General features: G+C 64.2%; 11 protein-coding genes. All 11 read left to right on the top strand.

All coding sequences use genetic code 11. From position 1 onward, the window contains the following. Positions 1-112 precede the first annotated feature (112 nt). Positions 113-898, top strand: a complete 786-nt coding sequence (locus PVW48_RS19470; RefSeq protein ID WP_274582614.1) for an FkbM family methyltransferase — start codon at positions 113-115, stop codon at positions 896-898. A 54-nt stretch (positions 899-952) separates the two neighbouring features. After that, positions 953-2,011 (top strand): Hint domain-containing protein, encoded by a 1,059-nt coding sequence (locus tag PVW48_RS19465; RefSeq protein ID WP_274582613.1) that lies wholly within the window; start codon positions 953-955, stop codon positions 2,009-2,011. 294 nt (positions 2,012-2,305) lie between these two features. Next, positions 2,306-2,824 (top strand): 50S ribosomal protein L10, encoded by a 519-nt coding sequence (gene rplJ, locus PVW48_RS19460; protein ID WP_012176947.1) that lies wholly within the window; start codon positions 2,306-2,308, stop codon positions 2,822-2,824. A 72-nt stretch (positions 2,825-2,896) separates the two neighbouring features. Beyond that, on the top strand, positions 2,897-3,277 hold the full coding sequence (gene rplL, locus PVW48_RS19455) for a 50S ribosomal protein L7/L12 (RefSeq protein WP_012176948.1): 381 nt from the start codon (positions 2,897-2,899) through the stop codon (positions 3,275-3,277). A 157-nt stretch (positions 3,278-3,434) separates the two neighbouring features. Further along, on the top strand, positions 3,435-4,763 hold the full coding sequence (locus tag PVW48_RS19450; protein ID WP_274582610.1) for a peptidyl-prolyl cis-trans isomerase: 1,329 nt from the start codon (positions 3,435-3,437) through the stop codon (positions 4,761-4,763). Between the two features lie 492 nt (positions 4,764-5,255). Continuing rightward, entirely contained in the window at positions 5,256-9,392 is a 4,137-nt protein-coding gene (gene rpoB / locus PVW48_RS19445) for a DNA-directed RNA polymerase subunit beta (RefSeq protein WP_274582608.1), read from the top strand. Between the two features lie 97 nt (positions 9,393-9,489). Then, complete coding sequence (rpoC, locus tag PVW48_RS19440) at positions 9,490-13,737, top strand: DNA-directed RNA polymerase subunit beta' (RefSeq protein WP_274582606.1); 4,248 nt, start codon at positions 9,490-9,492, stop codon at positions 13,735-13,737. A gap of 150 nt (positions 13,738-13,887) precedes the next feature. Next, the gene (locus tag PVW48_RS19435; protein WP_274582605.1) at positions 13,888-14,793 is read left to right on the top strand and encodes a DMT family transporter; all 906 of its coding nucleotides are present in this window, start codon (positions 13,888-13,890) and stop codon (positions 14,791-14,793) included. Positions 14,794-15,073: 280 nt separating this feature from the next. Then, positions 15,074-15,445: a 30S ribosomal protein S12 gene (gene rpsL, locus PVW48_RS19430; protein WP_008182915.1), complete on the top strand. Its 372-nt coding sequence runs from the start codon at positions 15,074-15,076 to the stop codon at positions 15,443-15,445. Positions 15,446-15,457: 12 nt separating this feature from the next. Beyond that, positions 15,458-15,928 (top strand): 30S ribosomal protein S7, encoded by a 471-nt coding sequence (rpsG, locus tag PVW48_RS19425; RefSeq protein WP_012176953.1) that lies wholly within the window; start codon positions 15,458-15,460, stop codon positions 15,926-15,928. 25 nt (positions 15,929-15,953) lie between these two features. Beyond that, a complete protein-coding gene (gene fusA, locus PVW48_RS19420; protein ID WP_012176954.1) occupies positions 15,954-18,071 on the top strand; it encodes an elongation factor G in 2,118 nt (705 codons plus the stop codon). The last annotated feature ends 121 nt before the right edge of the window (positions 18,072-18,192 follow it).

The raw sequence follows: 18,192 nt of genomic DNA, 5'->3' as shown, positions 1-18,192 counted from the left end.
GAAGATCGACAGGGCGGCCTGCGGGCCGCCCTTTTGCATGGGCGCCTTGACCGGGCTTTACGTGATCGTTCGGCTCGCTAGCTGATGCAGCGACAGCGAGGAAAGACCGATCATGCGCACACCCTTTCCGGATCGGACCCGTCCTGCGCGGGCCGGGCTCCGGCGCTCCTTCGACATTTATTACCGTGACCGGGCCCGCACGTTGCGTATGGATCGGTTGAACGCGGAATGCGTGGCACCCGGCGGGCTGGTTTTCGACATCGGGGCCCATGTCGGGGACCGGACGGGCAGTTTCCTGCGGCTTGGGGCCCAAGTCGTGGCATTGGAGCCGCAGCCCATGGCGTTCCGGGCCGTGCAACGGCTCTACGGGCGGTGTCCGCGTGCGACCCTGTATGCGGTGGCCGCGGGCGCGCGGGCAGGGGAGGTCGACCTGCTGCTGAACTCCGCCAACCCGACCGTCGCGACGATTGCGCCCACGTTTCCGGCCGCCGCCAGCGGTGCACCCGGTTGGGAGGGGCAGGTCTGGGACGATCGGGTGCGGGTGCCCGTGACCACCCTAGATGCGCTCATCGCGGCCCATGGCGTGCCCGATTTCGTCAAGATCGACGTCGAGGGGCATGAGGCGGAGGTGCTGAACGGGCTTTCGGTGGCGCTGCCCTGCGTTTCGTTCGAGGTGACGATGATCCAGCGGGATGTGGCGCTGGCCTGCCTTGCGCGGTTGGGTCGATTGGGCCGCTACGTGTTCAACCTGAGCCTGGGCGAGCGCCATGCGCTGCATCTGCCGGAGTGGGTCGACGCTGCGACGATGGCGGCGCAGATCCTGGACCTGCCGGACGCGGCGAACTCGGGGGATGTTTACGCGCGCCTATGGTCCGATCCGGACCCGGGGTGCGATTAACCGGGCTTTAGGGGCTGGCATGGCATCACGGTGACGTTCCCTACGAGTGCTCCCATGTCCGTCTTCGAAGACAAGATCAATGATTACAGCAATGGTGCCGAGGGCACCCTGACCACGCCATCGGGGCAGAGCGTGGGCTATACCGTGTCCTCCAGTGCCAACACGATGGATTGGGGGGTTATCGACGACGGCGCGCAGGTGGCGCAAAGCGGCGGTTTCGTCGAAGTGACCTTCGACGTGGCGGTGCAGAACGCGGCGATCCACATCTCCAGTTCGAATGTCGGGGAGGATTACGTGGTGGAGGTAGATGGCCAGCCCACGGATCTGAACGCGATGATCGCGGCGGGGCAGGCGACGTTCCACAATTTCGGCGGCAACCAGATTATCAATCCCGATGGGGGGCTGACCGCGACGGGCAGTTACACCACCATGGATGCCGCGGTGCTGCAGTTCCATGTGCCGATCACCAGTGTGAAGGTATCGGGCGATGGCTCCGGCGGCGGATGGGATGTTTATGACATCGGCTTCGCGGGCGCGTCGCTGCCATGCTTCCGGGCGGGCACGCGGATCGTCACGCCGAAGGGGGCCGTTCCGGTGGAATCCCTGCGCCCGGGCGACGAGGTGCTGACACTGGATCACGAGGTGCAGACGGTGCTTTGGGCCGGGGCGCGGCAGGTGTCGCTCGCGGAGCAGATCGCCAATGCCAGGCTGCGGCCGGTTCGGATCGCGGCGGGGGCGCTGGGGCCGGGATGCCCGGCGCGACCCCTGTGGCTGTCGCGGCAGCATCGCGTGCTGCTGACGCGGGCGGATGGTGCGGAGTGCCTCGTGCCCGTGGCGAAACTGCTGGGGTGTGCGGGGGTGGAGGTTGCGGGCCCCACCCGTCACATTTCCTATCACCACCTTCTCTTTGCGCAGCACGAAGTCCTGCAGGCGGAGGGGCTGGCCTGCGAAAGCCTGTTCTGGGGCGCGCGCAGTTTGCTGCTTTTCCCGGCGGCGGCACGGGCGGTTCCGGCGGGGGCGCGGGCGGAACTGGCCAAGATGACACCCGCGCGCCCCTTCATCGAACGCAGATCCGCTCTGCGCGCCTGGCTGGAGCCGTCGCCCGTGGGCTGATCCCGCGGCGCGCGGCAGAACAGGGGTTGTTGCGGCCCGCGTTTCGGTCTATCCGGCATCCGACGGGGCATGCGTGGATTCGCGGGCCCCGTTCGTCGTCCGAGACGGTGGGTTGCCTGCATGGCGATAATTCCTGCCTGAGACGGGATCAGTCTTACCATTCCAGAGTGCTCTGACCGTTGAGCGCCCCTGGTGGTCTTGGCCCCCGTTACTGGACCAAAACCGCCGGAGCGATCCGGTACAACTGAGCCGGGGACACCGATAATTCCGGGGTCCCCAAATTGGAGTGGAACTGTGGATAGAGCCCAGAAAGAGAAATTGGTTGACGAGCTCGGCCAGATCTTCGAAAGCTCTGGCGTTGTGGTCGTTGCCCATTACGCAGGTCTCACGGTTGCCGAGATGCAGGACTTCCGGGCGCGCATGCGCGAAGCCGGGGGCTCCGTGCGTGTTGCCAAGAACAGGCTCGCCAAGATCGCCCTGCAGGGCAAACCGAACGAAAAGATCGGTGAGCTGCTGACGGGTATGACGGTTCTCGCGTATTCCGAAGACCCCGTGGCTGCGGCCAAGGTTGCGGACGCGTATGCCAAGGACAACAGCAAGTACCAGATACTTGGTGGGGCCATGGGCGAGGACTATCTGGACCAGGCCGGTGTGAAAGCCGTGGCCTCGATGCCGTCGCGCGAAGAGCTTATCGCTCAGATCGCGTCCTGCATCGGCGCCCCCGCTTCGAACATCGCCGGTGCGATTGGCGCCCCTGCTTCGAACATCGCAAGCATCCTGTCGACCATCGAGGAAAAGGCCGAAGCGGCCTGATCCGCGATACGAGATTTGCGTGAGGATGATGCCTCGCGTTGGAACACACTTATACAGACGGAAAACAGTAAAATGGCTGATCTGAAGAAACTCGCAGAAGAGATCGTGGGCCTCACGCTTCTCGAAGCACAAGAACTGAAAACCATCCTCAAGGATGAGTACGGCATCGAGCCCGCCGCAGGCGGCGCCGTGATGATGGCCGGTCCTGCTGGCGGCGACGCTGGCGCGGCTGCCGAAGAGCAGACCGAATTCGACGTGATCCTGAAGGCCGCTGGCGCCCAGAAGATCAACGTCATCAAAGAGGTCCGCGCGCTGACCGGTCTCGGCCTGAAAGAAGCCAAGGAGCTGGTCGAAGCCGGCGGCAAAGCCGTCAAGGAAGGCGTCGACAAGGCCGAAGCGGAAGAGATCAAGGGCAAGCTGGAAGCAGCTGGCGCCGAGGTCGAGCTCAAGTAATCCGGACCCGTTCCGAATTGCCAAAGGGTCGCGGTCTCCGCGGCCCTTTTTTCGTGCAATCCGGCGCGGTTGCTTGGGCTTTTCGGGCCAGCAGGTGACAAGTGCGCGAAATCCTTGCAGGATCGGCTCATTCAAGATGCCGATTAGGGGCCCAGACATGTTCAGACGGATTATCGCACCACTTCTTTGCTGGCTTGCCGTGTCGGCGGCCGCGCCCGCGCTCAGCCGGGATGTGCTGGCAACAGTCAATCGGGTCGAGATCACCGAGGGGCATTTCGAGATGTTCCTTCGGGGGCTGCCGCGGGACTACATCCGGGCGGAGTTGCGCCCTGCGCTTCTCGCGCACCTGATCGATCAACAGGTCCTGGCGGAGCGCATGGCTCCGAGGTTCGACCCAGATGGGTATTATATCAGACTGAGTCAGGCCAAGGTCGCGGAGGCGTATCTGGGGGCCCGGTTTGATGCCATATCGGTGTCCGAGGACGACCTCGTTGACACGTACCTGAGAACCTACGGGCGGCTTGCGTGGTTCGACTTGACGGTTGCCACGCTTCCGACACGGGACGCCGCACAGGCCTTCGCGCAGAGAGTTGCCCAGGGCAAGAGTTTTGAGGAGGCCGCGCGGGAGGCAGGTGCGGAGGCGTCTCTCTTCGAGGCGGACTGGCTGCGGCGAAAGGAATTGGATCCTGCAATCCTGCGCGCGGCGGCGGTGTTGCACTCAGGTGGTGTTTCGGACCCTGTGAGAAGCCGGTCCGGCTGGCACGTGGTGCGGGCGGACATGATCTGGCACGCGCCCCCTTTCTTTGGGGTGCGCGACGAACTGACCAAGCTGGCGCGCTTCGAGCAGGTCCTCGAGGCGCTTCGGACCCAGTCGGACGCCCCGCAAGACCTGATTTATCTGCTGGAAAACGAAACCCGGCGATTTCTGGCGGAAGCCGCATTGGCGGGCGGTGTGGGACATGGTCCGTTCGTTTGGCGGTCCTCGAAGCGATATCTCGAAGAGCATGGCGACCGCGTGGAGTACCTCGTGAGGCTCTCGGCTTTCCCGACGCGCGATGCGGCGCTGGATGCGGTGGACTATGTTCGAAACAGACACCGGGCGACAGAAGGGTTCGAGCCGCAACCGGATTGGCGGCCGGTGGACGACCAAACCGCATGGGTCCGGCCCAGCACCCTTCCTGCATCTCTTATGCCGCCTGTTCTGGGCACGTCGTTCGGCCTCTGGCAGGGGCCTTACGAGGTTACGGGCAGGTACTATCTGATCATGGTGAACGATGTCCGTGGGGGACCATCCTACACTTATGACGAACGTAGGCGCTACAGCGAGGACCCGCAGATGCGGAGCCATGATATCTCCGATATCTGGCCCGACCTGCGCGAGAATGTTGACGTCATCCCGAGAGGCGAGCTTGCGCGTGTCGCGGACAGCGCAAAGCGCCTGCCGTTCCGGACGCTGCTGGAAGCCTATAATCCTCCGGGCGACTAGCGCGAGGGGACCGGAGCGCATTTTCCTTGGCACACCCGTTGCACTTGCGCCGTGCCTGACCTAGATACCCATTTCTGAGCGTGCGTTTGATTCGGGCGCTTTTCCGTGTTTTCGGCTCACAGGAGGATCCCGACCCCCTCAAGATCGACTCTGCCACCCGCAGAAAGTCGCCGAAAGCCCCCGCACATGCAAGGGTTTCATCACACGGCCATTTTCTACGATGGGCAAGTCGGGCTGACTTAGCAATTCAAACTTTGCCCCGCAGGGGCTCAAGACGCTGGGTTCGGGAGCTGTTCCGGGTCCGGCAAAACCTGTCTTGGCAAGCCGCTTGGGTGCTCGCGCACCGGCGAGCGGCTTTCCCAGATGAGGTTTCCGGTTCGGGCGCGCGCCAGTGGGACGGTGCGCAGGTATAGGACCGGTCGTCATCCGACCCGGCGCTGCCGGCCTTCTCCCGGGGCCAGCGGCACTGCGATGCAAGAGGAAATAGCGCGCATGGCTCAAACCGTTCTCGGCCAAAAACGGTTCCGCAAGTATTACGGCAAGATCCGCGAAGTCCTGGAGATGCCGAACCTGATCGAGGTGCAGAAGAGCTCCTATGATCTTTTCCTGAAATCCGGCGACCAGCCCCAGCCCATGGACGGCGAGGGGATCATGGGCGTGTTTCAGTCGGTCTTCCCGATCAAGGACTTCAACGAAACGGCGGTCCTGGAGTTCGTGAAATACGAGCTCGAGAAGCCGAAATACGATGTCGAGGAATGCCAGCAGCGCGACATGACCTATTCCGCGCCGCTGAAGGTGACCCTGCGCCTGATCGTGTTCGATGTGGACGAGGATACCGGCGCGAAATCCGTCAAGGACATCAAGGAGCAGGACGTCTTCATGGGCGACATGCCCCTGATGACCCCGAACGGGACGTTCATCGTGAACGGGACCGAGCGTGTGATCGTGAGCCAGATGCACCGCTCCCCGGGCGTGTTCTTCGACCATGACAAGGGCAAGACCCATTCCTCGGGCAAGCTGCTCTTTGCCTGCCGCATCATTCCCTATCGCGGTTCCTGGCTGGACTTCGAGTTCGACGCCAAGGACCTGGTCTTCGCGCGCATCGACCGCCGCCGGAAGCTGCCGGTGACCACGCTGCTCTATTCCCTCGGGATGGATCAGCAGGACATCATGGATGCCTATTACGACACCGTGACCTACACCCACCGCAAGGGCGAGGGCTGGGTCACCAAGTTCTTCCCCGAGCGTATTCGCGGCACCCGTCCCACCCAGGACGTGGTCGACGCGGCCACCGGCGAAGTGATCGCCGAAGCCGGCAAGAAGGTGACGCCGCGCGCGGTCAAGCAGTTGATCGACGAAGGCAATGTCTCGGAAATCCTGGTGCCCTTCGATGGCATCATCGGCAAGTTTGCCGCCAAGGACATCATCAACGAGGAAAACGGCGCGATCTATGTCGAGGCTGGCGATGAGCTGACCTGGGAAGTGGACAAGGATGGCGCGGTGACCGGCGGCACGCTCAAGGAGCTGCTGGACGCGGGGATCGAAGAGATCCCGGTGCTCGACATCGACAACATCACCGTGGGCGCCTACATGCGCAACACCCTGGCCGCGGACAAGAACATGAACCGCGACACCGCGCTCATGGACATCTACCGCGTCATGCGTCCGGGCGAGCCGCCCACCGTCGAGGCCGCCTCGGCCCTGTTCGAGACGCTGTTCTTCGACAGCGAGCGCTATGACCTGTCGGCCGTGGGCCGGGTCAAGATGAACATGCGCCTGGCGCTCGACGCCGAGGACACCGTGCGCACCCTGCGCAAGGAAGACATCGTCTCCTGCATCAAGGCGCTGGTCGATCTGCGCGACGGGCGCGGCGATATCGACGACATCGACCATCTCGGCAACCGCCGGGTCCGGTCCGTCGGCGAGTTGATGGAAAACCAGTACCGCGTCGGCCTGCTGCGGATGGAGCGCGCGATCAAGGAGCGCATGTCCTCGGTCGAGATCGACACGGTCATGCCCCAGGACCTGATCAACGCCAAGCCGGCGGCGGCCGCGGTGCGCGAATTCTTCGGCTCTTCGCAGCTGTCGCAGTTCATGGACCAGACCAACCCGCTGTCCGAGGTCACGCACAAGCGGCGCCTCTCGGCGCTCGGGCCGGGCGGTCTGACCCGCGAGCGCGCGGGCTTCGAGGTGCGCGACGTGCACCCGACCCATTACGGTCGGATGTGCCCGATCGAGACGCCGGAAGGCCCGAATATCGGCCTGATCAACAGCCTCGCGACCTTCGCGCGGGTGAACAAGTACGGCTTCATCGAGACCCCCTATCGCCGGGTCGAGGACGGCAAGGTCACCGACGAGGTGAACTACATGTCCGCGACCGAAGAGATGCGGCACACGGTGGCCCAGGCGAACGCCAATCTCGACGAGAACGGCAGCTTCGTGAACGAGATGGTCAACACCCGCCAGTCGGGCGAATACACGCTGGCCCCGCGCGAGAGCGTGGACCTGATCGACGTGTCGCCCAAGCAGTTGGTGTCCGTGGCGGCCTCGCTCATTCCGTTCCTGGAAAATGACGACGCGAACCGCGCGCTTATGGGCTCCAACATGCAGCGCCAGGCGGTGCCGCTGTTGCAGGCCGATGCGCCCTTCGTCGGCACCGGGATCGAGGGCGTGGTGGCCCGCGACTCCGGGGCGGCGATCATGGCCAAACGTGGCGGGTTCATCGACCAGGTGGACGCCACCCGGATCGTGATCCGCGCCACCGAGGATCTCGAGCCGGGCGATCCCGGCGTGGACATCTACCGTCTGCGCAAGTTCCAGCGCTCGAACCAGAACACCTGCATCAACCAGCGTCCGCTGGTGAAGGTGGGTGACAAGGTCGGCAAGGATGACGTGATTGCGGACGGTCCGTCGACGGACCTGGGCGAGCTGGCCCTCGGCAAGAACGTGGTCGTCGCCTTCATGCCGTGGAACGGCTACAACTACGAGGACTCGATCCTGATCTCCGAGCGCGTTGCGCGCGACGACGTCTTCACCTCGATCCATATCGAGGAATTCGAGGTCGCCGCCCGCGATACCAAGCTCGGGCCCGAGGAAATCACCCGCGACATCCCGAATGTCGGCGAGGAAGCCCTGCGAAACCTCGACGAGGCGGGCATCGTCTATATCGGCGCCGATGTGGGCCCCGGCGATATCCTCGTAGGCAAGATCACCCCCAAGGGCGAAAGCCCGATGACGCCGGAGGAGAAACTCCTGCGCGCGATCTTCGGCGAGAAGGCCTCGGATGTGCGTGACACCTCCATGCGCCTGCCGCCGGGGGATTTCGGCACGGTCGTGGAAGTCCGCGTCTTCAACCGTCACGGCGTCGAGAAGGACGAACGCGCCTTGCAGATCGAGCGTGAGGAGGTCGAAAGCCTCGCACGCGACCGCGACGACGAGATGGCCATCCTGGAGCGCAACATCTACGCGCGCCTGAAGGACATGATCCTCGGCAAGACCGCGGTGAAGGGGCCCAAGGGCGTCAAACCCGGCTCCGAGATCACCGAGGACCTGCTGAGCACGCTCAGCCGTGGCCAGTGGTGGCAGCTCGCCCTCGAAGACGAGGCCGAGGCGCAGATGGTCGAGGCCCTGAACCAGCAATACGAGGCGCAGAAGCGCGCCCTGACCGCGCGGTTCGAGGACAAGGTCGAAAAGGTCCGCCGCGGCGACGACCTGCCCCCGGGTGTGATGAAGATGGTCAAGGTGTTCATCGCGGTGAAGCGCAAGCTGCAGCCGGGTGACAAGATGGCCGGGCGTCACGGCAACAAGGGCGTGATCTCGAAAGTGGTGCCGATGGAGGACATGCCGTTCCTCGCCGATGGCACCCCGGTCGATTTCGTGCTGAACCCGCTGGGTGTGCCGTCGCGGATGAACGTGGGCCAGATCCTGGAGACCCATATGGGTTGGGCCGCGCGCGGCATGGGGCTGAAGATCGACGAGGCGTTGGGCGAATACCGGCGCTCCGGCGACATGACGCCCGTGCGCGAGGCGATGCGCCTGGCCTATGGCGACGAAGCCTATGAAGAGGCGATTGCCGGGCTCGACCAGGACGACCTGCTGGAGCGGGCGGGCAATGTCACCCGCGGGGTGCCGATCGCCACGCCGGTCTTCGACGGCGCCAAAGAGGCGGATGTCAACGATGCGCTGACTCGCGCGGGCTTCGACACCTCCGGTCAGTCCGATCTCTACGATGGGCGGACGGGCGAGAAATTCGCGCGTCAGGTCACGGTCGGGGTCAAGTACCTGCTCAAGCTGCACCACCTGGTGGACGACAAGATCCACGCGCGCTCCACGGGGCCCTACAGCCTCGTCACCCAGCAGCCGCTGGGCGGCAAGGCGCAGTTCGGTGGCCAGCGCTTCGGGGAGATGGAGGTCTGGGCGCTCGAAGCCTACGGCGCCGCCTACACCCTGCAGGAGATGCTGACCGTCAAGTCGGACGACGTGGCGGGCCGGACCAAGGTCTACGAGAGCATCGTCAAGGGCGAGGACAACTTCGAGGCCGGCGTGCCGGAGAGCTTCAACGTGCTCGTGAAGGAAGTCCGCGGCCTCGGCCTCAACATGGAACTCCTGGATGCGGAGGGCGAGGAATAAGCGCGACGCCAAGAGTTTTACCTAAAACTCTTGGCAAATTCCTTGCTCAAGGAATTTGCGCCCGCACCTCCCTCCGACCGAATTCAAGGAATTGAGAATGAACCAGGAACTGACAACCAACCCGTTCAACCCGGTCGCCCCGGTCAAGACCTTCGACGAGATCAAGGTTTCCCTGGCGAGCCCGGAGCGGATCCTCTCGTGGTCCTTCGGCGAGATCAAGAAGCCCGAGACCATCAACTACCGCACGTTCAAGCCCGAGCGTGACGGTCTGTTCTGCGCGCGGATCTTCGGCCCGATCAAGGATTACGAATGCTTGTGCGGCAAGTACAAGCGGATGAAATATCGCGGGGTCATCTGCGAGAAATGCGGCGTCGAAGTCACGCTGCAGAAGGTCCGGCGCGAGCGCATGGGCCATATCGAGCTGGCCGCCCCCGTCGCCCATATCTGGTTCCTGAAATCGCTGCCGTCGCGGATCGGCACGATGCTGGACATGACCCTGCGCGACCTCGAACGGATCCTCTATTTCGAGAATTACGTGGTGATCGAGCCGGGCCTGACGGACCTCACCTACGGTCAGCTGATGACCGAGGAGGAGTTCCTTGATGCCCAGGACGCCTACGGCATGGACGCCTTCACCGCCAATATCGGTGCCGAGGCGATCCGCGAGATGCTGTCGGCGATCGACCTGGAAACCGAAGCCGAGCAGCTGCGCGCCGATCTGGCCGAGGCCACGGGCGAGTTGAAGCCCAAGAAGATCATCAAGCGCCTGAAGCTGGTCGAGAACTTCCTCGAATCCGGCAACCGGCCCGAGTGGATGGTGCTGACCGTGGTGCCCGTGATCCCGCCCGAGCTGCGCCCGCTGGTGCCGCTGGACGGGGGCCGGTTCGCGACTTCGGACCTCAACGACCTCTATCGCCGTGTGATCAACCGCAACAACCGCCTCAAGCGACTCATCGAGCTGCGCGCGCCGGACATCATCATCCGCAACGAAAAGCGGATGCTGCAGGAATCCGTCGACGCCCTGTTCGACAACGGCCGTCGTGGCCGGGTGATCACGGGGGCCAACAAGCGGCCGCTGAAATCGCTGTCGGACATGCTCAAGGGCAAGCAGGGCCGGTTCCGTCAGAACCTGCTCGGCAAGCGCGTGGACTTCTCGGGCCGCTCGGTCATCGTGACCGGGCCGGAGCTGAAACTGCATCAATGCGGTCTGCCCAAGAAGATGGCGCTGGAGCTGTTCAAGCCGTTCATCTACTCGCGGCTGGAAGCCAAGGGCCTGAGCAGCACGGTCAAGCAAGCCAAGAAGCTGGTCGAAAAAGAGCGTCCCGAGGTGTGGGATATCCTCGACGAGGTGATCCGCGAACACCCGGTGATGCTGAACCGCGCACCGACCCTGCACCGTCTCGGCATCCAGGCGTTCGAGCCCGTGCTCATCGAAGGCAAGGCGATCCAGCTGCACCCGCTCGTGTGCTCGGCGTTCAACGCGGATTTCGACGGCGACCAGATGGCGGTTCACGTGCCGCTCTCGCTCGAGGCGCAGCTCGAAGCGCGCGTCCTGATGATGTCCACGAACAACGTGCTGTCGCCGGCCAACGGCGCGCCGATCATCGTGCCGTCCCAGGACATGATCCTCGGGCTCTACTACATCACGCTGGAGCGTGAGGGCCTGCCGGGTCAGGGCATGATCTTCGGCTCTCCGGAGGAGGTCGAGCATGCGCTGACCGCGGGCACCGTTCACCTGCACTCCAAGATCCAGGCGCGGGTCAAGCAGATCGACGACGAAGGCAACGAGATCTACAAGCGTTACGAGACCACGCCCGGTCGCGTGCGCCTCGGCGCGCTTCTGCCGCTCAATGCCAAGGCGCCGTTCGAACTGGTCAACCGGCTCCTGCGCAAGAAAGAGGTGCAGCAGGTCATCGACACCGTCTACCGCTATTGCGGGCAGAAGGAGTCGGTCATCTTCTGCGACCAGATCATGACGCTCGGCTTCCGGGAGGCGTTCAAGGCGGGCATCTCCTTCGGCAAGGACGACATGCTGATCCCCGACACCAAGTGGGACATCGTCGAAGGTGTCCGCGACCAGGTGAAGGAATTCGAACAGCAGTACATGGACGGCCTGATCACCCAGGGTGAGAAGTACAACAAGGTCGTCGATGCCTGGTCGAAATGTTCCGACGAGGTGGCGTCCGAGATGATGGACGAGATCTCCCGCGACCGGTTCGATCCCGACACCAAGGAGCAGATGGAGCCGAACTCGGTCTACATGATGGCCCATTCCGGCGCCCGGGGTTCGCCCGCGCAGATGAAGCAGCTCGGCGGGATGCGCGGCCTGATGGCCAAGCCGTCCGGCGAGATCATCGAAACTCCGATCATCTCGAACTTCAAGGAAGGCCTGACCGTTCTGGAATACTTCAACTCCACCCACGGGGCCCGGAAGGGTCTGGCGGACACGGCGTTGAAGACGGCGAACTCGGGTTATCTGACGCGCCGTCTGGTGGACGTGGCGCAGGACTGCATCGTGCGGATGAACGATTGCGGCACCGAGAACGCCATCACCGCCGAAGCGGCCGTGAACGACGGGGAGGTTGTCGCCTCCCTCGGTGAACGGGTGCTGGGGCGTGTCGCGGCCGAGGACGTGGTCGACCCGGCCAGCGGCGAGGTGATCGTCGCCAAGGGCGAGTTGATCGACGAGCGCAAGGCCGACCTGATCGAGCAGTCCAGCATCCAGTCCATGCGGATGCGCAGCCCGCTGACCTGCGAGGCGGATGAAGGCGTCTGCGCCCAGTGCTATGGCCGGGATCTGGCGCGCGGCACCAAGGTGAACGTGGGCGAGGCCGTCGGCATCATCGCGGCCCAGTCCATCGGTGAGCCGGGCACCCAGCTGACCATGCGGACCTTCCACATCGGCGGGATCGCACAGGGTGGCCAGCAGTCCTTCCAGGAGGCCGGGCAGGAGGGCAAGATCGCCTTCCGCAACGCCAACCTGCTGGAGAACACCTCGGGCGAGAAGATCGTCATGGGCCGCAACATGCAGCTCCTGATCGTCGACGGGGAGGGCGCGGAGCGGGCCAGCTTCAAGCTCGGCTACGGCACCAAGGTCCATGTGGCCGAGGGCGACAAGGTCGGCCGCGGCGACAAGCTGTTCGAATGGGATCCCTACACCCTGCCGATCATCGCCGAGAAGTCGGGGGTGGTGCGGTTTGCGGATCTCGTTTCGGGCATCTCGGTGCGCGAAGAGACCGACGATGCGACGGGCATGACCCAGAAGATCGTGTCCGACTGGCGCGCCGCGCCCAAGGGCAGCGACCTCAAGCCCGAGGTTCTGATCGCGGATCCGGAAACCGGCGAGCCCGTGCGCAACGACGCGGGCAACCCGGTGACCTATCCGATGTCGGTGGACGCGATCCTGTCGATCGAGGACGGCATGCCGATCTCGGCCGGCGACGTGGTGGCGCGGATCCCGCGCGAAGGTGCCAAGACCAAGGACATCACCGGGGGTCTTCCCCGCGTGGCGGAACTGTTCGAGGCCCGTCGTCCCAAGGATCACGCCATCATCGCCGAGATCGACGGCTATGTCCGGTTCGGGCGCGACTACAAGAACAAGCGGCGCATCTCGATCGAGCCCAGTGACGAGACCATGGAGCCCGTGGAATACATGGTGCCCAAGGGCAAGCACATCCCGGTGGCCGAGGGCGATTTCGTCCAGAAGGGCGACTACATCATGGATGGCAACCCCGCGCCGCATGACATCCTGCGGATCATGGGGATCGAGGCGCTGGCGGACTACCTGATCAATGAGGTGCAGGACGTCTACCGCCTGCAGGGCGTGAAGATCAACGACAAGCACATCGAGGTGATCGTGCGCCAGATGCTCCAGAAGTGGGAGATCCTCGACAGCGGGGAGACCACGCTCCTGAAGGGCGAGCATGTGGACAAGCTCCAGTTCGAGGCGGTCAACGAGAAGGCGATCGCCGAAGGTCGTCGTCCGGCCCAGGGCGAGCCGATCCTCCTGGGGATCACCAAGGCCTCGCTCCAGACCCGGTCCTTCATCTCGGCGGCCTCCTTCCAGGAGACGACCAAGGTGCTGACCGAGGCCTCGACCATGGGCAAGCGCGACAAGCTGATCGGCCTGAAGGAGAACGTCATCGTGGGCCGCCTGATCCCGGCGGGCACCGGTGGGGCGACCCAGCAGATGCGCCGCATCGCCCAGGAGCGCGACCAGAAGGTGATCGAGCAGCGTCAGGCGGAGGCCGAAGAGGCCGCTGCCCTCGCCGCCCCGATGGCGGAGGACGTGTTCGAGGATGGGGGGGACATGGCGGATATCTCCATGCCCGAGAGCCGCGATTGATCCAAACCTCCGGCTGAGCCGGATGGCCGACGACCCTTGCCCCCGCGCCCCGTGCGCGGGGGTTTCTCGTTACGCCCGCGCCGGGCTTCGCCCCTTGCCAAAGCCGCGGCGAAGGCGCAGGTCTCGTGCATTCGAACCGAGTGACGCCCCATGCCCCTGACAGCCGTTCCCGACCGCGCCGCCGGCAACCTGCGCGGTGCCGCCTACATGCTCGTGGTGACCGCGAGCTTCACCACCGGTGACGCGCTCATCCGGCTGGCCACCGAAGAGATGCCGCTGTTCCAGGTGATCTTCCTGCGTAGCTGGATTGCGGTGGCCTTCCTGGGGCTGCTGGTGTGGCGCGCAGGGGCGCACCGGGTGCGCGTGGGGCCGAGGGACCGGCGCCTGATCGGCCTGCGCAGCGCGGCCGAGGTCTGCGCCATGGTGCCCTTCTTCATCGCCCTGGCGAACATGCCCTTCGCCAATGTCAGTGCGCTGTTGCAGGCGCTGCCCCTGACCCTGACCCTGGCTGGTGCGGTGTTTCTGGGCGAACCCGTGGGCTGGCGGCGGCTGGCGGCGATCGTCGTGGGGTTCTGCGGGGTGCTCCTGATCGTGCAGCCGGGCGGGTCGGGGTTCACGGCCTATGCGCTGCTGGTGCTGCTCACGGTGGCCTTCGTGACTTTTCGCGACCTGTCCACGCGCCGGATCTCGCCCGAGATCCCGGCGGTGCTTCTGGGGCTGGTGATGGCGGTGTTCGTGCTGGTCTCCTCGGGGGTCCTGTCACTGCTGACGCCGTGGCAGCCGGTGACGGTGCGCGGGGCGCTCCTTCTGTTCGGGGCGGGGGTATTCATCGCCTCGGGCTACATCTTCGCGGCGCTGGCCATGCGCCACGGCGAGATCGGCTTCGTGACGCCGTTTCGCTACATGGCGCTTGTCTGGGCGGTGCTGCTGGGATTTTTCGTCTTCGGCGAATGGCCCGATGCGTTGACCTGGGCGGGGGCGCTTCTGGTGGTGGCGACGGGGCTTTATACCTTGTATCGCGAGCAGGTGGTCCGCCGGGCGGCGCGGCGGGCCTAACCCCTGTCGCCAAAAGGCCCTCGCGGCCCGCCGGGGTCTGTTGACAACCCCTCCGACTCCCCCTATACCCCGCGCCACCCGGGGGTCTGTCCGCGGACCCTTTGGGCATCACAATTGAAGTGGTCACGATCCGGGCCCATGCCCCGATCCTCTGGAATTCCACCGCGTCGGTCCCGCGAAGGGTCCGTCCGCGGTTTTGTGCTTTGCGGACGCGCAAGGTGCCATACGTAATCTGCGCGACCGTCGCGCGATGTCATGACGAGCTAAACGGGGAACCGGAATGCCAACGATTCAACAGCTGATCCGCAAGCCGCGGCAGCCCAAAGTAAAACGCTCCAAGTCCCAGCACCTGGAGAGCTGCCCGCAGAAGCGCGGCGTCTGCACGCGGGTCTACACGACCACGCCGAAGAAGCCGAACTCGGCCATGCGGAAAGTCGCGAAAGTGCGCCTGACCAACGGGTTTGAGGTGATCAGCTATATTCCCGGGGAAAGCCACAACCTGCAGGAGCACTCCGTGGTCCTGATCCGGGGTGGCCGTGTCAAGGACCTTCCGGGTGTGCGTTACCACATCCTGCGCGGTGTTCTGGATACCCAGGGCGTCAAAGATCGTAAGCAACGCCGTTCGAAGTACGGCGCGAAGCGTCCGAAGTAAGAGGAAGAGTAGATGTCTCGCCGTCACGCCGCCGAAAAACGCGAAGTTCTGCCGGACGCCAAGTTTGGTGACCGCGTTCTGACCAAGTTCATGAACAACCTGATGATCGACGGCAAGAAATCCGCCGCCGAGAAGATCGTCTACAACGCGTTCGACCGCGTTGAGAGCAAGCTCAAGCGCTCGCCGCTGGAGGTGTTCCACGAGTGCCTCGACAACATCAAGCCGTCGGTCGAGGTTCGCTCCCGCCGGGTTGGTGGCGCCACCTACCAGGTGCCGGTCGAAGTGCGCCCCGAGCGCCGCGAAGCCCTGGCGATCCGCTGGTTGATCAACGCCTCCCGGGCGCGGAACGAGAACACCATGGAAGAGCGTCTCGCCGGCGAGCTGGTCGATGCCGTGAACTCCCGTGGGTCCGCCGTGAAGAAGCGCGAAGACACCCACAAGATGGCCGAAGCCAACAAGGCCTTCAGCCACTACCGCTGGTAATCATCTCTAGCCTAGGACCGAACCAATGGCACGCGACTATCCCCTCGACCGGTACCGTAACTTCGGGATCATGGCGCATATCGATGCGGGCAAGACCACCTGCTCGGAGCGCATCCTGTACTACACCGGCAAGTCCCACAACATCGGCGAAGTCCATGATGGCGCGGCCACCATGGACTGGATGGAGCAGGAGCAGGAACGCGGGATCACCATCACCTCCGCTGCGACGACCACCTTCTGGGAGCGCACCGAGGATGGCGAGACCGCCGACACGCCCAAGCACCGTCTGAACATCATCGACACACCCGGCCACGTCGACTTCACCATCGAGGTCGAGCGTTCGCTCGCCGTGCTCGATGGCGCGGTCTGCGTTCTGGACGCCAATGCCGGTGTCGAGCCCCAGACCGAGACCGTCTGGCGCCAGGCCGACCGGTACAAGGTGCCGCGCATCGTGTTCGTCAACAAGATGGACAAGATCGGCGCGGACTTCTTCAACTGTGTCCACATGATCGAGGACCGGACCGGCGCCCGCGCCGTGCCCGTGGCCATTCCGATCGGCTCCGAGAACGAGCTCGAAGGGCTTGTCGATCTCGTGACCATGCAGGAGTGGGTCTACAAGGGCGACGATCTCGGCGCGAGCTGGGTCAAGGGCGAGATCCGCGACAGCCTCAAGGATGTCTGCGAGGAGTGGCGCGGCAAGATGATCGAAGCGGCCGTCGAAGAAGACGACGACGCGATGATGGAGTACCTGGAAGGCAACGAGCCTGACGTGCCGACCCTGCGCGCGCTGCTGCGCAAGGGCACGCTCGCGCTGCATTTCGTGCCGGTCCTGGGCGGCTCCGCGTTCAAGAACAAGGGCGTTCAGCCTCTGCTCAATGCCGTGATCGACTACCTGCCGAGCCCGCTCGACGTGGTTGACTACATGGGCTTCGCGCCCGGCGACGAGAACGAAGAGCGCAACATCCCCCGCCGGGCGGATGACGACATGCCGTTCTCCGGCCTCGCGTTCAAGATCATGAACGACCCCTTCGTGGGCTCCCTGACCTTCACCCGGATCTATTCCGGGACCATGAACAAGGGCGACACCGTTCTCAACTCCACCAAGGGCAAGAAAGAGCGCATCGGTCGGATGATGATGATGCACTCCAACAACCGTGAAGAGATCGAGGAAGCCTTTGCCGGCGACATCATCGCGCTCGCGGGCCTGAAGGACACCACGACCGGCGACACGCTGTGCGACGTCAAGGAGCCGGTGGTGCTGGAAACCATGACCTTCCCGGACCCGGTGATCGAGATCGCCGTGGAGCCGAAGACGAAGAACGACCAGGAGAAGATGTCTCAGGGTCTGGCACGTCTGGCGGCAGAGGACCCGTCCTTCCGCGTCGAGACTGACATCGAGTCCGGTCAGACCATCATGAAGGGCATGGGCGAATTGCACCTCGACATCCTGGTGGATCGTCTCAAGCGCGAGTTCAAGGTCGAGGCCAATATCGGCGCGCCCCAGGTGGCTTACCGCGAGACCATCGGTCACGAGGTCGAGCACACCTATACCCACAAGAAGCAATCCGGTGGGTCGGGTCAGTTCGCCGAGGTCAAGCTGGTCATCTCCCCGACAGAGCCGGGCGAAGGCTATTCCTTCGAGTCCAAGATCGTCGGCGGTGCCGTGCCCAAGGAATACATCCCGGGCGTGGAAAAAGGCATCAAGTCCGTGATGGACAGCGGCCCGCTCGCCGGCTTCCCGGTCATCGACTTCAAGGTCGCCCTGGTCGACGGCAAGTTCCACGACGTGGATAGCTCGGTCCTGGCCTTCGAAATCGCGGCCCGCATGGGCATGCGCGAAGGCATGAAGAAGGCCGGTGCCAAGCTGCTGGAGCCCGTGATGAAGGTCGAGGTGGTGACACCCGAAGAGTATACCGGTGGCATCATCGGTGACCTGACCTCCCGTCGCGGCCAGGTCACGGGGCAGGAACCGCGCGGCAACGCCGTGGCGATCAACGCCTTCGTGCCGCTGGCCAACATGTTCGGCTACATCAATACCCTGCGTTCCATGTCCTCGGGCCGCGCGCAGTTCACGATGCAGTTCGACCATTACGATCCGGTTCCGGCCAATATCAGCCAGGAAATCCAGGAAAAATTCGCATAACGGGACGGCGGGGTGAACCCCGCCCTACCCACGACCCGTAGGGCGGGGCTACCCCGCCACCCAACAAGATGAGGAGGCCACCATGGCTAAGGAAAAGTTTGAGCGTTCGAAACCGCATGTG

Origin of the sequence: Dinoroseobacter sp. PD6 (genome assembly GCF_028807315.1) — a bacterium.
GTDB lineage: Bacteria > Pseudomonadota > Alphaproteobacteria > Rhodobacterales > Rhodobacteraceae > Dinoroseobacter > Dinoroseobacter shibae.
This window is presented reverse-complemented; position numbering and strand designations above follow the sequence as displayed.

Excerpts from the sequence above, each read along its gene's own strand:
- PVW48_RS19470 (WP_274582614.1), top strand. The coding sequence starts at position 113 with ATGCGCACACCCTTTCCGGATCGGACCCGTCCTGCGCGGGCCGGGCTC.
- rpsL (WP_008182915.1), top strand. The coding sequence starts at position 15,074 with ATGCCAACGATTCAACAGCTGATCCGCAAGCCGCGGCAGCCCAAAGTA.
- PVW48_RS19435 (WP_274582605.1), top strand. The coding sequence starts at position 13,888 with ATGCCCCTGACAGCCGTTCCCGACCGCGCCGCCGGCAACCTGCGCGGT.
- PVW48_RS19450 (WP_274582610.1), top strand. The coding sequence starts at position 3,435 with ATGTTCAGACGGATTATCGCACCACTTCTTTGCTGGCTTGCCGTGTCG.
- rplL (WP_012176948.1), top strand. The coding sequence starts at position 2,897 with ATGGCTGATCTGAAGAAACTCGCAGAAGAGATCGTGGGCCTCACGCTT.
- PVW48_RS19465 (WP_274582613.1), top strand. The coding sequence starts at position 953 with ATGTCCGTCTTCGAAGACAAGATCAATGATTACAGCAATGGTGCCGAG.
- rpoC (WP_274582606.1), top strand. The coding sequence starts at position 9,490 with ATGAACCAGGAACTGACAACCAACCCGTTCAACCCGGTCGCCCCGGTC.
- fusA (WP_012176954.1), top strand. The coding sequence starts at position 15,954 with ATGGCACGCGACTATCCCCTCGACCGGTACCGTAACTTCGGGATCATG.
- rpsG (WP_012176953.1), top strand. The coding sequence starts at position 15,458 with ATGTCTCGCCGTCACGCCGCCGAAAAACGCGAAGTTCTGCCGGACGCC.
- rpoB (WP_274582608.1), top strand. The coding sequence starts at position 5,256 with ATGGCTCAAACCGTTCTCGGCCAAAAACGGTTCCGCAAGTATTACGGC.